This is a genomic window from Rhodococcus sp. AC861 (assembly GCF_979256035.1).
Genome location: NZ_CEEDMW010000007.1, coordinates 91,289 through 108,377 on the forward strand (window position 1 = coordinate 91,289; position 17,089 = coordinate 108,377).

The window sequence follows — 17,089 nt, forward strand, 5'->3', positions numbered from 1 at the left end:
CGGGTATGGCGCTCAGGGAGTCACAGGCGCGGCGCGCGGAGATCGTCCGACTGGCCAAGACGAGTGGTCTGGCGAGCGTGGAGGATCTGTCGGCGCAGTTCGGCGTGACGGCCTCGACCATTCGTCGGGACCTGTCGCAGCTGACCGCCGAGGGCCTTCTCGCGCGCACGTACGGGGGCGCGATCGCGCTCGATCCGCACCCCGAGTCGTCACTGCGCCAGCGTGCGGTCGAGGGCTTCGACGCCAAGCGTGCGATCGCGAAGTGGGCTGCGGGAGAGGTGAACCCGGGCGAGACGGTGCTGCTCGACGCCGGCACCACCGTCGGTGCCATGGGCGAGTACCTCCGTGACTCCACCGGACTCACGGTCATCGCTGCGGGTCTCACCGCGCTCGAAGCGCTGGCGGATGCCGACGACGTGCGTGTCGAGTGCCTGGGCGGCACGCTGCGTCACCTGTCGCAGGGATTCGTCGGACCGCTGGCCGAGGCGTCTTTGGCACGGGTGTCGTTCGACCGCGCCTTCCTCGGTGCGGACGCGGTCACCGCCGACCGCGGCATCTGCGAGGCCGAGCTGGAGCAGACGCGGCTCAAGGAGTTGATGATCGAACGCGCCGGCACGGTCTACGTGCTTGCGCACGCGGCGAAGCTGGGTCAGCGTCCGTTCCACGCCTGGGCGCCCCTGCCCGAGGGCGTCACCCTGGTCACGGACGCCAGTGCGACCGAGGAGCAGATGCAGCCCTTCCGCGATGCCGGGGTCACCGTCGTCGTGGTCTGACCGGTGGAGTTTCTGCTCCTCTCGGCACCAGAATTCGCGGGATCCCGCGTCACATGAGCTCGAGAGGAGCAGAACAACCCCCGGCTCAGAGTTCGCCCAACGTCACATGCCCGTCCTGCAACGCCCGCGCGACGAGGGACGCCTTGGAGCCGGCGGGGCGGCCGACGGCGTCGTACTTCTCGCGGATGCGGGATATGTGGGTGCCGACGGTGGCGGGGGAGATGTAGAGGGTGCGGGCGACGGTCGTCTTCGAGTCGCTGATGATCCAGGCGCGCAGGACCTCGATCTCTCGTGCGCTGAGTGCTGGTCTCACTAGTTCGTCGGTCATTACTGCCTGCATCGAATGGCCCCCTGCGTTCGCCATGCCGCCGTCATCGTCGACATTTCTGGAAAGACCGTACGTTTTTGTTCGGGCGATGCGGTAGCCGCGTCTTCGGGGGACCCGCATATCGGGGGCACCGTTCGCCGAGCGAACTAGTCGCCGGTCCTGCGTCCGCTGATGTCGAAGTCGGTCCGTCGGGGGCCGTTCTGGTCGTCGACGAAAATGGATGCCATCACGTCCCGGCCGCGAGGATGAATGCGCACCCTGACGTCTCCGACCTCTGCACGTCGCAGTGTGTCGACGACGGAGTCGCGCACCCATTGCTGGGCCGTGTCGGCGGTGTCGTCCATGCCGTGGTCGTCGATCAGCATGACTTCGACGCCGCGACTCCGCGCGACACGTGCTGCGTCGTCGATGCGGGGGTCGGACAACGCCGGGGCTCGGAGACGATCGCGCAGATGCGCCTCGAGAAGTTCGCAGGATTTCCGTTCCGCGTCGGTCAGCTCGGGTCCGTGGGCGATGCGTTCGAGGAGTGGGCGCGCGAGCCGGTCGAGATGGCGCAACCGGGTGTCGCGCTCGTCCATCGCGGCCTGGGATGCCGTGACCGCGGCGGCACGACGCTGCGCCGATTCACGCAGCACGAGAATCGAATTGCTGTTGGGGCGCAGGGTGAGTGACAGGAACGTCGACATCAACAACACGCCGGCGTCGGGGAAGACGTAGATCGCCCCGGCGACGAAACCCTGATCGGTTGAGAACCCCCAGAAGCCGTATGTCGCCGCTGTCCCGACAAAGCCCGCCCATGCGGCACCCGGTCGTCCTCGCACACACAGAAAGCAGAACAGCGTTGCCCCCGCACCGTGGGTCCACGCCTGTAGCGGAGTGAGGAAGGGTGCGGGGAGCGCCACCAGATGACACGCGGAGGCGAGCGGACCGGCCGCCGCCACCAGCACGGTGGGGAGGCGAGGAAGTGGATCGCCCGCGAACGAGATCAGTCCGATTGTCGCCAGCGCCAGAATGATGGTTCCGGCAGCGAGAGGCCACCACGACGACGCGCCACGCGAGGTCTGCACCGTGACCAGGACGAGCACTCCGACATAGAGGGTGACGATCACCCGAGCCCATCGCGTGTGGAGTCCGAGGACTCCGCGGATGTCTCCCGCGCTCATGGTCGCGTCCATTCGAGCCGGACCGAGGTGCCCGACGCGGGCGCGGATTCCACCTCTGCTGTGCCGCCGGGGAGCAGAGTCATCCGTCCGCGCACACTCACGGCCAGTCCGAGTCGGTGGGCCGGCACCGACGCCGGATCGAATCCGATGCCGTCGTCCGCAACCGTCATGGCGAGGTGGTCGTCCGAGACGGAGATGTCCACGCGTCGCACGGCGTCGCGACCGGCATGTCGGACACTGTTCCGCAACGCTTCCGAGGCCGCCGATGCCAGCGTGCTCACGACGTCCGCCGGGTACCTCGACTCGTCGTCGGCGGTGATCGCTGCCTGCGGCGGGATGGCCGGGTCCACGTCGGCGACGGAGTGTCGTAGCCGCGCCAGAACGGAGTGGGCGTCGAGAGTGGCGATCGGGTCGGTGTCGCCCTGCGCGAGCGTCCGCATCTCGGCCAGGGTGTTCACAGCTTGCCGAGCCACAGACGGCGTCCGGCCCTGCCGCGCCGCGGTGAGGAGAGTGGTCATCACGCCGTCGTGGGTCAGGGCGTCGAGTCGGTTCCTCTCCAGCGCTCGGGCTTCGAGGGCGGCGGCGTCACCGGCCGTCGCGAAGGCGGAGTCGCGGGTGGCGTCTAGTACCCGCGCCGAGTGGATGCCCATGACCGACGCGGCGACCGGCACCAGGCAGAACGCGAGCGTCCACGCTGCGTCGACGACCACGGGATCATCACGGCCGGGAATTCGCACCGCATGATTGATGGCGCTCACCGCGAAGACCACGGCCGTCAGGTAGACGAACGGCCACACGGGTCGCCATGCTGCGGCCGCGGTGAGTGCCGGCAGACCGACGAGCGCCTGGATCCAGATGGCGTTCGAGTCGAGAAGGTTGCCGTTCCAGCCGAGAGGCCACAACGCCAGCGCGAGCGCGTATCCCACGGCGCTGGTGGAGGCGGCGGTGCGCAGACGACCCGTCGAGGCGCGACGGACCGCGAGTATGCCGGTGGTCACGCCTGTTCCGTACACGGAGACCATTGCCAGGGCGGTCCACCACCAGGCCATGACGTCGAGGGACTGGACGATGGAGGGCAGGGTGACGAGAAGGAAGAACAGATAACCGACGCCCGCGAACAGCGTGAACTGCTGCACGATCCGGGCACCCGCGGCCTGCTCGAACGGGTGGGGAGAGCTCAGCTGCGTCGGAAGCGACGCGGAATCGGCAGCCATCCATCCTCGATCGCTCGTTTGTACAGGTCGATCTTCGTCGGCGCCGGACGTCCGACCTCGCGGTATTTGCGGCGTATGCGGTCGACGTAGTCGGTCACGGTATCCGGGGAGAGCCCTGTTTCGCGCGCCACACGCACCGTCGGTTCGCCGGCCGCGTAGAGCTGGAGAACCTGTCGCAGCCGAGGTGACAGATCGACGAAGTCCGGGTCGGAATCGATCGCCGCGGCCCAATCCATCGTGGCCACCTGGTGCCCGGCCGCCGCGGCACGCACCGCCTCGTGGATCTCCTTCTTACGTGCGGACTTGCGGAGAACGCCGAGTACGCCCGCAGCGGCGGCAAGTTGGACGAGGTACGCCTCGTCACCGGATGTGTAGACGAGCGTGTTGACGCCGGCGTCGCGAAGGGTCTCCACGTTGGTCGTGGGGGACGAACCGTCACAGAGTCGCAGATCCAGGACGACGAGATCCAGGCTGGTGTCGAGCTGCAGGAGCCCGTGCACGGTGTCGGACCCGGCGGCGAACTCCATGTCCTCGCCCTCGTCGATGATCGACCTGAGCCCCTCGACGACGGACTCGTGGTCGTCGACGACACCGATCCGCCACGGCCGCGCTCCCGTCACCTGCCCCACCCCCGCTGAGCAATCATGGCGACATTGTCACCCAGTCCGTCGAACAGCGCCACAGAATCACTCTGATCGTAAGGGTGACTGTGTCCGATACGTCTGACATAGGTTTCCTCGCATCGGCCGGTTCCGGCCATTGCCATCACGAGGAGATCAGTAGGCATGTCGAGAGTTCCCCTGCACCGCAGTATGGTTCGCGCAGTATCGGTGGTGGCCGCCCTTGTCGTGGGTGCGTCGACGATGGTGGCGTGTGCGGGATCCTCCGACGTGGCGACGACATCCGACGGACGAACGGTTCTGCGGTATCAGGGATCCGCGAGCCAGGTGACATTCCCCGAACTCGCCGAGCGCCGCGGTTATTTCGACAAGGTGTCGCTCGACTGGGTAGGTGACACGACCAGCGGGCCTCAGGACATCCAGTCGGCCGCGACCGGTGAGACGGAGTTCGGTGGTGCGTTCAACGGCGCCATCGTCAAACTGGCCGCAGCGGATGCGCCCATCCAGTCGGTTATCTCGTACTACGGCGCCGACAAGGACACGTTCAACGGCTTCTACGTCCTCGAGGACAGCCCCATCCGCACAGCGCGCGACCTGATCGGCAAGAAGGTCGCGATGAACACGCTCGGGGCCCACGCCGAGTTCATCATCCGGGAATGGCTTGCACAGCAGGGCTTGTCGAAGGACGAGATCGCCCAGGTCGAACTGACCGTCGTGCCTCCGGTGAACACCGAGCAGGCGCTGCGCCAGGGCCAGATCGACGTCGGCACCCTCGGTTCGGTGTTCCGCCAGACAGCGACCGAACGTGGCGGACTGCGCGAGTTGTTCACCGACGAATCCCTGTACGGCACATTCTCGTACGGGACGTACGTGCTGCGGAAGGACTTCATCGCGCAGAACAAGGAGGCAACGGCCGACTTCGTCCAGGGTGTCGCCCGAGCGATCCGCTGGACGCAAACCACGCCGCGGGAGGACGTCATCGCCGAATACCGGTCGATCATCGCCGGGCGAGGCCGCAACGAGAATCCCGACCTGGTCGGGTACTGGAAGAGCTCGAGCGTCGCTCCGGGCGGGGTGATCGCCGACAAGGAGTTCAGCATCTGGATCGACTGGCTCACACGCAACGAAGGACTGAGTGACGACATCACCGCGAGCGATATCTACACGAACGAGTTCAACCCGTACTCCAACGGCTCCTATCCGGTCGACAGCGACGCCGACGGTCAGCCCCTGGCGGCTGCGAAATGACCGCCAAGCTGGTGTTGGAGGGTGTCGGCAAGGAGTTCACGTCACGAGGCTCGAAGGACACCGTCACCGCGGTCGACGGTATCGACCTGGAGGTACGGACCGGTGAGTTCCTGGTCCTCGTCGGACCCAGTGGCTGCGGGAAGTCGACGCTGCTCGACATGCTGGGTGGACTCAGCTCGCCGACTCGTGGCCGGATCCTGCTCGACGGCAGGGAGATCGACGGTCCCGGGCTCGACCGCGGCATCGTCTTCCAGCAGTACGCGCTGTTCCCGTGGCGCACGGCCCGGCGCAACGTCGAATTCGGCCTCGAGGCGAAGGGCCTGAACAAGACGGACAGACAGGACGTAGCCGACCACTATCTCGAACTCGTCGGACTCACTGCCTTTGCCGATCGGTACCCGCACGAGCTGTCCGGTGGCATGAAGCAGCGTGTCGCCATCGCGCGGAGCCTGGCCTTCGACCCGGAGGTGCTGCTGATGGACGAGCCGTTCGCAGCTCTCGACGCGCAGACACGTGAGTCACTCCAGGACGAACTCCTGCGCATTTGGAAGGCGACCGGCAAGACCATCGTGTTCATCACCCACGGTATCGACGAGGCCATCTACCTCGGTCAACGCGTTGCCGTGCTGACGTCGCGGCCGGGACGCATCAAGACCGTCGTCGATGTCTCGCTCGATCGCAGTGTCCCGGACATCAGGTCGGAGGCGTCCTACAGAGCTCTCCGCCATCACGTGTGGACGCTGCTGCATTCCGAAACCGAACGCGCACAGGCCGACACAGTAGGAGCGTCCCATGGTTGATCTGCTCACGACCCCGGCGACAGCGACGCCGGTCATCGATCGCGGTCGTCGGCGTCCGTTCGCGGCAGCCTGGAGGTTCGTGCGGCCACTGGTCGCGATCGCCGCGTTCCTCGCGCTGTGGGAAGTGGCGCCGCGTGTGGGCCTGGTCGACGCCGTCTTCCTCCCGCCCTTCTCGACGGTGGCCTCCGCTTTCGCCGAGCTCGTCATCAACGGCCAACTGTGGGAACATGTCTCGGCCAGCCTGGGTCGCGCGGTCACGGGCTTCGGTATCGCCTTGGTCGTCGCAGTCCCGCTGGGGGTGGTGATCGCCTGGTACAAACCGGTGGCCGAGTTCCTGGGTCCGATCCTCGAACTCTTCCGCAACACCGCCGCGCTCGCGCTGCTCCCCGTGTTCATCCTGATCCTCGGAATCGGGGAGACATCGAAGATCGCCCTCGTGCTGTACGCGAGCACCTTCCCGATCCTGCTGAACACGATCTCAGGTGTCCGCACCGTCGAACCATTGCTGATCACGTCCGCCCGCTCCATGGGTCTGAAGCCGCTGGCGCTCTTCCGGAAAGTGGTTCTGCCGGCTGCCGTACCCACCATCTTCACCGGTATCCGCATGGCCGCGGCGTCGTCCATCCTCGTCCTGATCGCCGCCGAGATGGTCGGCGCGAAAGCAGGACTCGGCTATCTGATCACGGCGTCGCAGATGAACTTCCAGATCCCGAACATGTACGCCGGCATCGTCGCGATCTCGCTGATCGGACTCGCCTTCAACGGCGTCATCGTTGCCGTCGAGCGCCGCTTCTCGCGCTGGCGCCCCACCACCTGACAGGAGATTTCCATGCCCGAGAACAGGCACCTTCACCTCAACGCGTTCCTCATGGGCGTCGGCCATCACGAGGCGGCCTGGCGACACCCACGTACCGACGCGCATCGCGTGTTGGACGTGACTCACTTCCAGGAACTCGCCCGTACTGCCGAACGCGGACTTCTCGATTCGGTCTTCTTCGCCGACACTCTCTCCGCCGGACCACGCATCGCCAACAATGCGCCCGCGATCTTCGAACCCGTCACGCTGCTGACCGCGATGGCAACGGTGACGCAGCGAGTGGGGCTCATCGCCACTGCGTCGACCGGGTACGGCGACCCGTTCACGCTGGCCCGCAAGTTCACCTCGCTCGATCACATCAGCGGCGGCCGGGCCGGGTGGAACATCGTCACTTCCGGTGGTGAGGACGAGGCCGCCAACTTCGGCTTCGACGCCATTCCCGACCACGCGGGCCGATACGACCGCGCCGCGGAATTCGTCGACGTCGCCGACAAGCTGTGGCGCAGCTGGGACGACGACGCGGTGGTGCTCGACGAGGAGTCCGGCACCTTCGCCGACGCCGACAAGGTACGCGCGATCGACCATGTCGGAAAACGCTTCCGCGTCAAGGGCCCTCTCAACTCACCACGTTCCGTCCAGGGACGGCCGCTGTTGGTGCAGGCGGGCTCGTCGGAGAGCGGCAAGGACTTCGCCGCCCGCTATGCCGAGGCGGTGTTCACGGCGCAGCGGACGCTCGCGGAAGGGCAGGAGTTCTACGTCGACCTGAAGTCACGCCTTGCTGCATACGGGCGTTCGCCGGACGACGTCAAGATCCTGCCCGGGGTGGTGCCGTATCTCGCGTCGACGGAAGCGGAGGCGCGAGTGCTCGAAGCCGAGTTCACCGACCTCATCTCTCCGGAGTATTCGCTGAAGCAGCTCTCCCGCATGCTCGGGGTGGAGATCCCGGTGACGTCGCTCGACGACCTGTTGCCGACGCTGCCGCCCATCGAGGAGATCCAGGGCAACAAGAGTCGATACCAGTTGGTGAAGAACCTCGCGGAAACGCAGGACCTGACGGTTCGGCAGTTGATCGGGTTGCTCGGCGGCGGCCGGGGACACCGCACGTTCGCCGGAACGCCGGAACAGCTCGCCGACGACATCGCGCTGTGGTTCGAGGGCGGTGCCGCGGACGGGTTCAACATCATGCCGCCGTATCTGCCGGAAGGTCTCGATGTGTTCGTCGACCAGGTCGTCCCGATCCTGCAGCGCCGTGGACTGTTCCGTACCGAGTACACGCAGACCACGCTGCGAGGTCACTACGGTCTGGCGCCGCTGAGGTCGACCAGCCGGGTCTGACCGGGATGCACGACAATGCACCGGAGCGCGACCGATGTCGCGATCCGGTGCATTTCCGGACGATAGTGTGGCTGTACGTGCACCGGTCCACGACGCGGCCGCACGGCGCTCAGCTGACGATCGCGAACAACACCCCTGCCACGGCGAAGCTGACGACCGACAGCACGGTTTCCAACACGGTCCACGTCTGCAGCGTCTGCTTGACGGTGAGGTTGAAGAACTTGGCGATGATCCAGAACCCACCGTCGTTCACGTGGCTGAGGATGATGGAGCCCGCCGCGATCGCCATGGCGATGAGCGCGACCGACATCTGCGAGTAGTCCTGCGCCGCGACGAGCGGTCCGACGATGCCACCGGTCGTGACGATGGCGACGGTCGCCGATCCCTGGGCGATACGCAGCGCACAGCTGATGATGTACGCGAGCACGATGATCGGCAGTCCCGCCGCGGACATGGTGTCCGCGAGTGCGGTACCGATTCCGGTGGCCGAGATGACCTTGCCGAAGAACGCGCCCGCTCCGACGACGAGGAGCAGCATGCCGACCGGGCGGAGCGATTCGCCGGTGAGAGTGGACAATTCCTGCACCGTCGAACCACGGCGGATACCCAGGACGTAGAACGCGATGAGCACCGCGATGAGCAGAGCGACCGCGGGGGTGCCGAAGAACGTGAGGACCTGGAGCAGGTTGCCCTCGTCGAGCAGGATGGTGCCGAACGTGGCGCCGAGGATGAGCACCAGGGGCACGGCGATGATGGCGCCGATGGTCGCGACGGACGGGGGAGTGGTGACCACGGGTCGCTTCGTCTCGACGGCGGTGCCGCCCGACGTGTGCGGTCCGTTGTCGTCGGCGTCGTTGACGAAGTCCTCGGGAACCTCGACGATGATGCGCTTGCCGATGTAGCTGCCCCACACGAGACCGGCCGCGATGAAACCGGGGATGCCGCAGATGAAGCCCATGAGGATCAGCCAGCCCAGGTTGACCTCGAGCAGGCCGCCCAGCGCGACGGGGCCGGGGTGCGGAGGCAGGAACGCGTGCGTCATCGACAGGCCCGCGAGCATCGGAAGTGCATACAACACCAACGACTTCCCGCCCTGTCGCGCCGCGACGTAGACGAGCGGGGCGAGAACGAAGATGCCGATGTCGAAGAAGACGGGGATGCCGAAGATGAGGCCGAGCAGACCCATCGCGATAGGTGCGCCGCGATCACCGAAGACGCCGAGAAGCTTGGCGGTCAGTGCCTGCGCACCACCGGACCTCTCGAGGATGGCACCGAGAACGGTACCCAGTCCGATGATCACGGCGATGTGGCCGAGGATGCCACCGAAGCCCGTCTCGAGAATCGAGTCGCCGCTCTTGATGGCGGTACCCACGATCTGCGACACCGGAAGGCCGGCTGCGACGGCGAGTCCCAGACCGACGATGAGGAGGGCGATGAACGGTTCGAGCTTGACCTTGATGATGACGACGAGCAGGACCGCGATCGCGATACCGCACAGAACGAGGAGTCCGGGAGTGGACGTCCTCAACCAGTCGACGACGGAACCCATGAGGTTGCCTTTCGAAGTATGTGGAGAGTCAGCGGGAGAGTGAGTGGACGAACGAGGTGGCGCGTGCGGTGATGTCGTCCCAGAGCCCGGCCGCGACCGCAGCCGGTGGAACGACGTCGGTGCCCGCGGTGACGGCGACGGCGCCGCGGGCGAGGTAGTCGGCGGCATTGTCGGCGTTGACGCCGCCGGACGGAACGAGGGGAACGTCGGGAAACGGACCGCGGAGATCACCGAAGTAGCTGGGGCCGAACAGCTTCGCGGGGAACACCTTCACCGCGGCGGCGCCCAGATCGAGCGCCGCCATGATCTCGGTGGGCGTGAGCGCGCCCATCATGACGGGAACGTCCCGTTCGTGAGCGACCGCGGCGACGTCGGGACGCAGGCCGGGAGTGACGAGGAAGCGTGCACCCGCGTCGATCGCGGCGCGAGCCTGATCACCCGTCATCACGGTGCCCGCACCCATCACGGCACCGGACGACGACGCGGCGCGCAGGCAGTCCAGCACGTTCGGTGTGGTGAAGGTCAGCTCGACGGCGCGCAGTCCGCCGGCGACGAGGGCATCCGCCAACGCGGCGGGATCGGGGATGGACGGGGCACGGACCACCACCAGCGCGCGGTCCTCCTGGATCGTGGCGAGTGCGTCGTCGAATCGGGTCGTCATGAGGTTCTTCCGTGAGAGGTGCGGCGGAGGGAGCGGCCGGCGAGTGTCCCGGTGGGGACGCCGTCGCGCACGGCGAAGGAGCCGTTGACGAGAACGTGCGCGATGCCGACGGCCTGCTGCTTGGGGTGGTCGAAAGTGGCGGTGTCCCGGACGGTGGCCGGATCGAAGACCACCAGATCCGCCGCGTGGCCCTCGCGGACGAGGCCACGATCGGTGAGACCGAGTCGTGCACTGGGCCGTCCCGTGAGGTGATGGACGCAGTCCTCCAGAGACATCAGACCCTCGTCGCGGACATAGTGGCCGAGGTAGCGAGGGAACGTGCCCCAGGCCCGCGGATGCGGACGCTCGCCCACCAGGATGGCGTCGCTGCCACCCATGTGGTGGGGATGCACCATGATGGCGCGCACGTTCTCCTCGTGCCCGACGTGTTGGAGGATGGTGGTGCTCAACGCATCTCGCTGGAGCACGTCGAAGAACACGTCGACGGGTGCGCGGCCCTCCTCGGTCGCGATGTCGAGGACGGTCTTCCCGACGTAGCGGTCGAGGTCTGCATTCGCGACGCCGCTGAGCTGGATCGTCTCCCATTCCACCGTGACGCCGTGGCAGCCGTCCGAGCCGTAGCGATTCACGTCGTCGGTGATGCGGCGCCGCACGTCGGGATCGTCGAGACGGCCCAGCGCCGCGTCGGGTCCGCCGGACATCGCCCAGCTGGGCAGCAGCGCGGACAGGGTGGTGGCGCCGGGCAGGTAGGGATAGGTGTCGAGCGTGATGTCGCACCCGTCGGCGATCGCGGCGTCGACCATGTCGAGGAATTCGCCGGCGCGGCCCTTGTTCTCGCCGAAGTTCATGGTGGCGTGGGTCAGGTGCAGGGCGCAGCCGGTCTCACGGGAGAGCTCGATCATCTCCCGGTATGCGCCGAGAGCGTTCTTGCCGTAGGAGCGGGTGTGCGGAGCGTAGAAGCCACCGAACTCGGCGACGACCTCGCACAGCGCGCGCAGTTCGCCCGTGTCGGCGTACATCCCGGGCGTGTAGGTCAGTCCGCTGGACATGCCGACTGCGCCCTCGGATATGCCTTGTGCCACCAGCTCTCGCATGTGCTCGACCTCGGCGGCGGTCGCAGGACGCTGATCCGCCCCGACCGCCAGATAGCGCAGCGTTCCTTGCGGCACCAGGTACGCGGCGTTCGGGGTGATGCCCCGGTCGAGCCGGTCCAGATACTCGGCGACCGAGCGCCACGTGATGTCGAGATCGGTGGGATTGCCGTTCCACCCGGAGATCTGACGGCGGATCACCGCGAGCGTCTCGTCGGAGACGGGCGCGTAGGAGAGGCCGTCCTGACCGAGCACCTCGGTGGTGACACCCTGGGTGATCTTCGGAACGTGTCCGGGTGTGGTCAGGAGGCCGAGGTCGGAGTGGGCGTGCATGTCGATGAAACCCGGTGCGACGACGTGGCCCCGTGGCACGTCGACGACGGTCTGCGCGTCGGTGACGGTAGCCGGTGCCGCGACCCGCGTGATGCGTCGGTCGTCGACGAGAACGTCGGCGCGGACTCGGTCGGACCCGGTGCCGTCGACGACGTCACCGCCGCGAAAGAGGATGTCCGCCATGATCAGAAGAAGGTGTGGATCAGGTCGACGATGCGCGGGTTCGCCGCGTCGGCGTCGTCGACGACCGGAAGCAGACGCCATTTGTCGAACGCCGTGCAGGGATGCGACAGGCCGAGCCGTGCGACCGTCCCGACGGGAACGTCTTCGCGGGCCGTGCCCGGCGTCCGGAGGAAGGCGTGCTGATCGTTGAGCGCCGAGATGTGGTGCCCCGCCTCCGCGTCCCGGCCGCCGATGCGCTGCGGTGTCGGCAGCCCCTCGTCGAACGGGAAGTCACGCTTGCCCGCATCGAGCAGTGCGAGTTCGGGTTCCGGACGCGACACCACCCGCGCCCAGCCGTGCATCGCGGAGGACAGGTGCTCCTCGCCGACGCGGGAGGCGATGAGCGGGGAGATGTCGGCGTAGAAGCCGTCGTCGTGCACCACGTAGGCGCCCGAGCGCAGCACGACGGCTGTGTGCTCGTCGACGACCGACGAGAGCCGCTCGACCACCAGGTCCTGGTAGGCGCTACCACCCGCGGTGACGATCGCTCGTCCCTCGTACAGGCCGTCGGCGGCGAGACCGGCGTGCAGGGCGGCGACCTCGTCGAGGTAGGCGCGCACGGCGTCCAGTCCTGCGGGTGTGCGGTCGTGGGCCAGCGCGCCCTCGTATCCGCCGACTCCTGCGAGGGTGACCGACGGCGACGAGGAGATCGCGGCCGCGACGCGTCGTGCCTCGTCCACTCTGCGTGCCCCGGTGCGGCCGTGCGGCCCACCGAGTTCGACGATCACCGGGATCGGTCGTGTCACGGCGCCCAGGATCTCCGTCATGCGTGCCACGGTGTCGACACTGTCTGCCCAGCAGACGAACTCGACGTCGTCGTGAGCGTCGAGGTCCGCCGAGATCCAACGGAGCGTCACCGGGTCGATCAGGGCATTGGCGAGAAGGATGCGCTGCACGCCGAACGCGCGAGCTAGCTGCACCTGCCACCCGGTGGCCAAAGTGATACCCCAGCTGCCCGCCTCCAGTTGTTCCGCCCACAGCTGCGGCGCCATTGTCGTCTTGCCGTGCGGTGCCAGGCGCATGCCGGCCGCATCGGCCCAGCGCGCCATCACGTCGATGTTCGACGTGAGGCGGCCGCGATCCAGCGTGACCACCGGCGTCGCGAAGTCGGCCAGCGTGGGCGCCGTCGCCAGATAGTCGCGCACTGTCAGACCCCACGCGGCAGGTGGGACGGACTTGTACTCGGGGCCGAGAGTGCGGTCGTGCAGCGCCTCGACGGCAGCCTTGTCGATCATCGAATCCTCCTGCGCCGGATGCGGCGCTGTAGCGTTGCGTATGTTGCAACGCTGATTGCAAACTGTGTTCGGTGTCGTTAGTCTGCAACGAACAGGGACAACTCGCAAGACATCGAAGGGAATTGATGTGAGATCACCCGGTGCGGCGACTCCACGGGTGGCGTGTGTCGGCGAGGGGCTCGTCGTCATGGTCGCGCAGCCCGGCCCCCTCGAACACTCGGACACGTTCGAGCGGTCGGCCGGAGGAGCCGAGGCCAACGTCGCCCGGGTCCTCGCCCAGTTGGACGTCGACGCGTCCTGGCTCTCGCGCGTCGGTGACGACGGCTTCGGCCGCTACCTGACGGAGACGCTGCGCGCGAGTGGGGTGGACACGTCGGCGGTGATCGTCGACGAGACCCGCACCACCGGCATGTACGTCAAGGAACGTGGTTCGGGCAGCGGTCACGCGTCGGACCTGCCCGCCGGGGAGAGTCGAATGACGTACTTCCGCAGCGGTTCCGCCGCCAGTGCGCTGTGTGTCGACGACATCGTCGGGGCAACACCGGTGCTCGCGGCGGCCGACCTCGTCCACGTCAGCGGCATCACGCTCGCCCTGTCGGACACCGCGCGCGAGGCTGCGGCCGCGTTGGCGTCGTCGCCCGGTCTGCTGAGTTTCGACCTCAACCACCGTCCGCGGCTGTGGACCACCGGGAGCGCCGATGTCGTTCTCGGAGAACAGGTCCGGCGTAGCGACATCGTGCTGATGGGTGCCGACGAAGCGCAAGAGGTGTTCGGCACCGGAGACCCCGACGCGCTGCGTGCCCTGTTCCCCGAGCCGCGCCGCCTCGTGATCAAGAACGACGCCCACGTGGTCGTGGGATTCGACGGCGCCGAGCGTGTCGACGTCCCGGCTCTGCGGTTGTCGGTGGTCGAGAAGATCGGTGCGGGAGACGCGTTCGCGGGTGGTTACCTGGCCGGTGTCCTCCGCGGCGACGATCAGCAGCGTGCGATCAGGCTGGGGCACCTGTGCGCGGCTGGCGCTCTCACCGCGCACGGCGACGCGGCCCATCTGCTTCCGCTGCACCGTCTCGACGCACTGGTGACATCCTCGGACGAGGAGTGGTCGCGCATCGACTACGACGCCGAAAGGGGAATCGCCGTATGAGTCAGAGTGTGTCCCGCGCGCTCACCCTGCTCCGGGTGCTGGCGGATGGTCCGCGATCGTTGGACGAGTTGGCCGCCCACCTCGACGTGCACAAGACCACTGTCCTGCGACTGCTGCGCGCGATGGAGGCGGAGCGCTTCGTCCAGCACGACCACGAACATCGGTATCGCCTGGGATCGACGCTCTTCGAGCTCTCCAACCGGTCGTTGGAGCAGCGGGACATCCGGACGTTGGCGAGGCCGTACCTCGTGACACTGAACGCGGAGACCAAGCAGACGATCCACCTCGCGACCTACGAGTCGGGGGAGGCCGTCTACATCGACAAGTTCGACGCCACCCAGAGCGTGCGGATGTACTCGCGTGTCGGACGCCCGGCACCGTTGCACTGCACCGCCGTCGGCAAGATCCTGATCTCGGGACTGCCCGCGGACGAGCAGGTCCGCGTCGCCCATCGCATCGAGTACACCCGCTTCACCGACCGCACCATCGACACGCCCGAGCGCTACCTCGAGGAACTGGCCCTCGTGACCCGTCAGGGATACGCCGAGGACCACGAGGAGCACGAGTCGTTCGTCAACTGCATCGGCGTGCCGGTGCGCGACGGGACCGGCTCGATCGTCGCCGCGGTGTCGATGTCCGTGCCCGACATGCTGCTCGACCACGCCCGCGTCCTCGGCACCCTGCCGCAGGTGCGCGCGGTGGCCGAGACCATCTCCGCCGAACTCGGCTGGAGTCCGACCCCGACGAAGGAACCTGCATGACCGACAAGATCGCTGTCCTCACGACCGATGCGCCCGCACCCGCCCACACCTTCTCGCAGGGCGTGCGCAAGGGCCCGTTCGTCCAGGTGTCCGGGCAGGGACCCGTCGACCCGGCGACCAACGAGTACTTGTACCCCGGCGATGTCGCGGCGCAGACCACGCGGACGCTGACAAACGTCAAGGCCATCGTGGAGGCGAGCGGTGCGACCTTCGACGACGTCGTGATGCTGCGGGTGTACCTGACGAAGCGCGAGGACTTCGCCGTCATGAACGAGGCGTACGGCGCATTCGTCCTCGAACACACGAAGGGTGACGTCCTGCCCTCTCGCACAACGGTCTTCACGGGACTCCCGCGCGAGGAGATGCTCGTCGAGATCGACGCGATCGCGGTGGTCTGACACGTCGACCCACCGTCAGGGCACCATGAACCCATGAGACGACGGTGGGTACGGCTGCAGGGCACGTTCTGGTTCGTTCCTGCGGTCCTGGGCGTCGTCGCCGTCGTCCTGGCTCAACTCCTGGTCGCTCTGGACCGGTGGCTCCTCGATCGGGGCATCGGGATCGGCGGGTCGCTGCTCTATCACGTGGGCGCGAGTGGCAGCCGGGACATCCTCGGCGCCATCGGCGGGTCGATGCTCGGCGTGGCGGCGACGTCCTTCTCCATCACCATCTCGGTTCTCGCGACGGCCAGTTCGACGTACGGCCCGCGACTGGTGCGGAACTTCATGGCGGACCGCGGGAATCAGGTGGTGCTCGGCATCTTCGGAGCGACCTTCCTCTACGCCCTGATGGTGCTGCGCTCGATCCGGTCGCTCGACTCGGACGGGGACGTTTTCGTACCCGACATCGCGGTGAACGTCGCCGTGCTCCTCGCGGTGCTCGACGTGGGCGTCCTGGTGTACTTCATCCACCACATAGCCCAGTCGATCCAGGTGGCGACGCTGTCCTCGCGGGTGCGGGACGAACTCTCCGCCGCTGTCGACGAGCTCTACCCGACGGAGCCGCCGGCCGACGCGGCGTCGGATGCCGACGTGACGCTGCCCGACCACGTCGACACGGTGCGTGCTCCGCGTTCCGGTGTCGTCGTCGACGTGGACGAGGACGCGGCGTTGTCCTCGGCCGTCGACGCCGATGCCGTCGTGGTGCTGCTCTGCAGACCGGGCGAGCACGTGATCGAGGGAGACGCCATCGCGGAGTCACGACGGTGGAGCGGATCCGCCTCCGCGTCACACCTGCGCGAGATCGAGTCCGCGGTCGAGATCGGCGACGAGAGGACTCCGCAGCACGACATCGAGTTCGCCGTCGAGCAGCTGGCCGAGATGGCGGTGCGGGCTCTGTCCTCGGGTACGAACGACCCGTACACGGCGCGCAACGCTCTCGACGATCTGTCCGTCGGGATGGTGACTCTCGTCGGCCGTCCGCCGCCGTGCGGTGCCAGGACCGACGATGCCGGGACGGTACGGATCGTTCTGCGTCGGGTGCCCGTGGTCGACCTGATCGACCATGCGCTCGGCGCGGTACGGATCTACGCGATGGCGAGCCCCATGGTGGTCGCTGCCGGTATCCGGTTGGCCGAGCGGCTCGGTGCGGCAGCGACCGACACCGCGTCGATCGACCGCGTCCGGTACCACCTCGACCTCCTCGACGAGGCGTGCAGACGGGAGATGACGGATCCGGCCGGGCGGGATTCGTGCCTCGACCAGATCGACCGCGCGCGTGGGCGTCTCCTGACGGTCGCCGTGTCCGGCTCACCGTCAGGCACAGTGGAGTCGTAGATCCGCTGCCGAAAGGACCC

At 67.3% G+C, this 17,089-nt stretch carries 17 protein-coding genes; 9 read left to right on the forward strand and 8 right to left on the reverse strand.

Features of this window, described 5'->3' with window-relative positions:
- Positions 1-5: 5 nt before the first annotated feature.
- On the forward strand, positions 6-773 hold the full coding sequence (locus tag AC0IX4_RS20685) for a DeoR/GlpR family DNA-binding transcription regulator (protein ID WP_471830827.1): 768 nt from the start codon (positions 6-8) through the stop codon (positions 771-773).
- Positions 774-858: 85 nt separating this feature from the next.
- Here AC0IX4_RS20685 and AC0IX4_RS20690 read toward each other — a convergent pair whose 3' ends face one another.
- The 4 genes from AC0IX4_RS20690 to AC0IX4_RS20705 all read right to left on the reverse strand — a co-directional run bounded on the left by AC0IX4_RS20690 (position 859) and on the right by AC0IX4_RS20705 (position 4,098).
- Positions 859-1,101, reverse strand: coding sequence for a response regulator transcription factor (locus AC0IX4_RS20690; RefSeq protein WP_471830828.1), 243 nt, complete (start codon positions 1,099-1,101; stop codon positions 859-861).
- Between the two features lie 146 nt (positions 1,102-1,247).
- Entirely contained in the window at positions 1,248-2,264 is a 1,017-nt protein-coding gene (locus tag AC0IX4_RS20695) for a hypothetical protein (RefSeq protein ID WP_471830830.1), read from the reverse strand.
- Complete coding sequence (locus AC0IX4_RS20700; RefSeq protein ID WP_471830831.1) at positions 2,261-3,478, reverse strand: sensor histidine kinase; 1,218 nt, start codon at positions 3,476-3,478, stop codon at positions 2,261-2,263. The genes AC0IX4_RS20695 and AC0IX4_RS20700 overlap by 4 nt, the downstream gene beginning before the upstream one ends.
- A complete protein-coding gene (locus AC0IX4_RS20705; RefSeq protein ID WP_471830832.1) occupies positions 3,442-4,098 on the reverse strand; it encodes a response regulator in 657 nt (218 codons plus the stop codon). The genes AC0IX4_RS20700 and AC0IX4_RS20705 overlap by 37 nt, the downstream gene beginning before the upstream one ends.
- Positions 4,099-4,263: 165 nt before the next feature.
- On the opposite strand from AC0IX4_RS20705, the gene AC0IX4_RS20710 reads away from it, so the two are divergent.
- From AC0IX4_RS20710 to AC0IX4_RS20725, 4 genes are read left to right on the forward strand one after another with little or no spacing between them, the layout of a single operon-like run.
- On the forward strand, positions 4,264-5,346 hold the full coding sequence (locus tag AC0IX4_RS20710; protein WP_471830833.1) for an ABC transporter substrate-binding protein: 1,083 nt from the start codon (positions 4,264-4,266) through the stop codon (positions 5,344-5,346).
- Positions 5,343-6,146 (forward strand): ABC transporter ATP-binding protein, encoded by an 804-nt coding sequence (locus AC0IX4_RS20715; RefSeq protein ID WP_471830834.1) that lies wholly within the window; start codon positions 5,343-5,345, stop codon positions 6,144-6,146. The genes AC0IX4_RS20710 and AC0IX4_RS20715 overlap by 4 nt, the downstream gene beginning before the upstream one ends.
- Positions 6,139-6,963, forward strand: coding sequence for an ABC transporter permease (locus AC0IX4_RS20720; RefSeq protein WP_471830835.1), 825 nt, complete (start codon positions 6,139-6,141; stop codon positions 6,961-6,963). Before AC0IX4_RS20715 ends, AC0IX4_RS20720 begins: the two co-directional genes overlap by 8 nt.
- 12 nt (positions 6,964-6,975) lie before the next feature.
- The gene (locus AC0IX4_RS20725; RefSeq protein WP_471830837.1) at positions 6,976-8,298 is read left to right on the forward strand and encodes an LLM class flavin-dependent oxidoreductase; all 1,323 of its coding nucleotides are present in this window, start codon (positions 6,976-6,978) and stop codon (positions 8,296-8,298) included.
- Positions 8,299-8,407: 109 nt separating this feature from the next.
- On the opposite strand, the gene AC0IX4_RS20730 is transcribed toward AC0IX4_RS20725, so the two are convergent.
- The 4 genes from AC0IX4_RS20730 to AC0IX4_RS20745 are packed head-to-tail and all read right to left on the reverse strand — an operon-like array spanning position 8,408 to position 13,389.
- Positions 8,408-9,847 (reverse strand): GntP family permease, encoded by a 1,440-nt coding sequence (locus AC0IX4_RS20730; protein WP_042575601.1) that lies wholly within the window; start codon positions 9,845-9,847, stop codon positions 8,408-8,410.
- A 28-nt stretch (positions 9,848-9,875) separates the two neighbouring features.
- Complete coding sequence (locus tag AC0IX4_RS20735; RefSeq protein ID WP_471830838.1) at positions 9,876-10,508, reverse strand: bifunctional 4-hydroxy-2-oxoglutarate aldolase/2-dehydro-3-deoxy-phosphogluconate aldolase; 633 nt, start codon at positions 10,506-10,508, stop codon at positions 9,876-9,878.
- Positions 10,505-12,115: an N-acyl-D-amino-acid deacylase family protein gene (locus AC0IX4_RS20740; RefSeq protein WP_471830840.1), complete on the reverse strand. Its 1,611-nt coding sequence runs from the start codon at positions 12,113-12,115 to the stop codon at positions 10,505-10,507. Before AC0IX4_RS20740 ends, AC0IX4_RS20735 begins: the two co-directional genes overlap by 4 nt.
- A gap of 2 nt (positions 12,116-12,117) precedes the next feature.
- A complete protein-coding gene (locus AC0IX4_RS20745; RefSeq protein WP_471830842.1) occupies positions 12,118-13,389 on the reverse strand; it encodes a type III PLP-dependent enzyme domain-containing protein in 1,272 nt (423 codons plus the stop codon).
- Positions 13,390-13,516: 127 nt separating this feature from the next.
- On the opposite strand from AC0IX4_RS20745, the gene AC0IX4_RS20750 reads away from it, so the two are divergent.
- Genes AC0IX4_RS20750 through AC0IX4_RS20765 form a run of 4 tightly spaced genes read left to right on the forward strand, consistent with a single transcriptional unit; the run spans position 13,517 to position 17,069 of the window.
- Positions 13,517-14,533 (forward strand): sugar kinase, encoded by a 1,017-nt coding sequence (locus tag AC0IX4_RS20750; RefSeq protein WP_471830844.1) that lies wholly within the window; start codon positions 13,517-13,519, stop codon positions 14,531-14,533.
- A complete protein-coding gene (locus AC0IX4_RS20755) occupies positions 14,530-15,294 on the forward strand; it encodes an IclR family transcriptional regulator (protein WP_471830846.1) in 765 nt (254 codons plus the stop codon). The genes AC0IX4_RS20750 and AC0IX4_RS20755 overlap by 4 nt, the downstream gene beginning before the upstream one ends.
- Positions 15,291-15,692, forward strand: coding sequence for a RidA family protein (locus tag AC0IX4_RS20760; protein WP_027504901.1), 402 nt, complete (start codon positions 15,291-15,293; stop codon positions 15,690-15,692). The genes AC0IX4_RS20755 and AC0IX4_RS20760 overlap by 4 nt, the downstream gene beginning before the upstream one ends.
- Positions 15,693-15,725: 33 nt before the next feature.
- On the forward strand, positions 15,726-17,069 hold the full coding sequence (locus AC0IX4_RS20765) for a DUF2254 domain-containing protein (RefSeq protein ID WP_471830848.1): 1,344 nt from the start codon (positions 15,726-15,728) through the stop codon (positions 17,067-17,069).
- Positions 17,070-17,089: the final 20 nt, after the last annotated feature.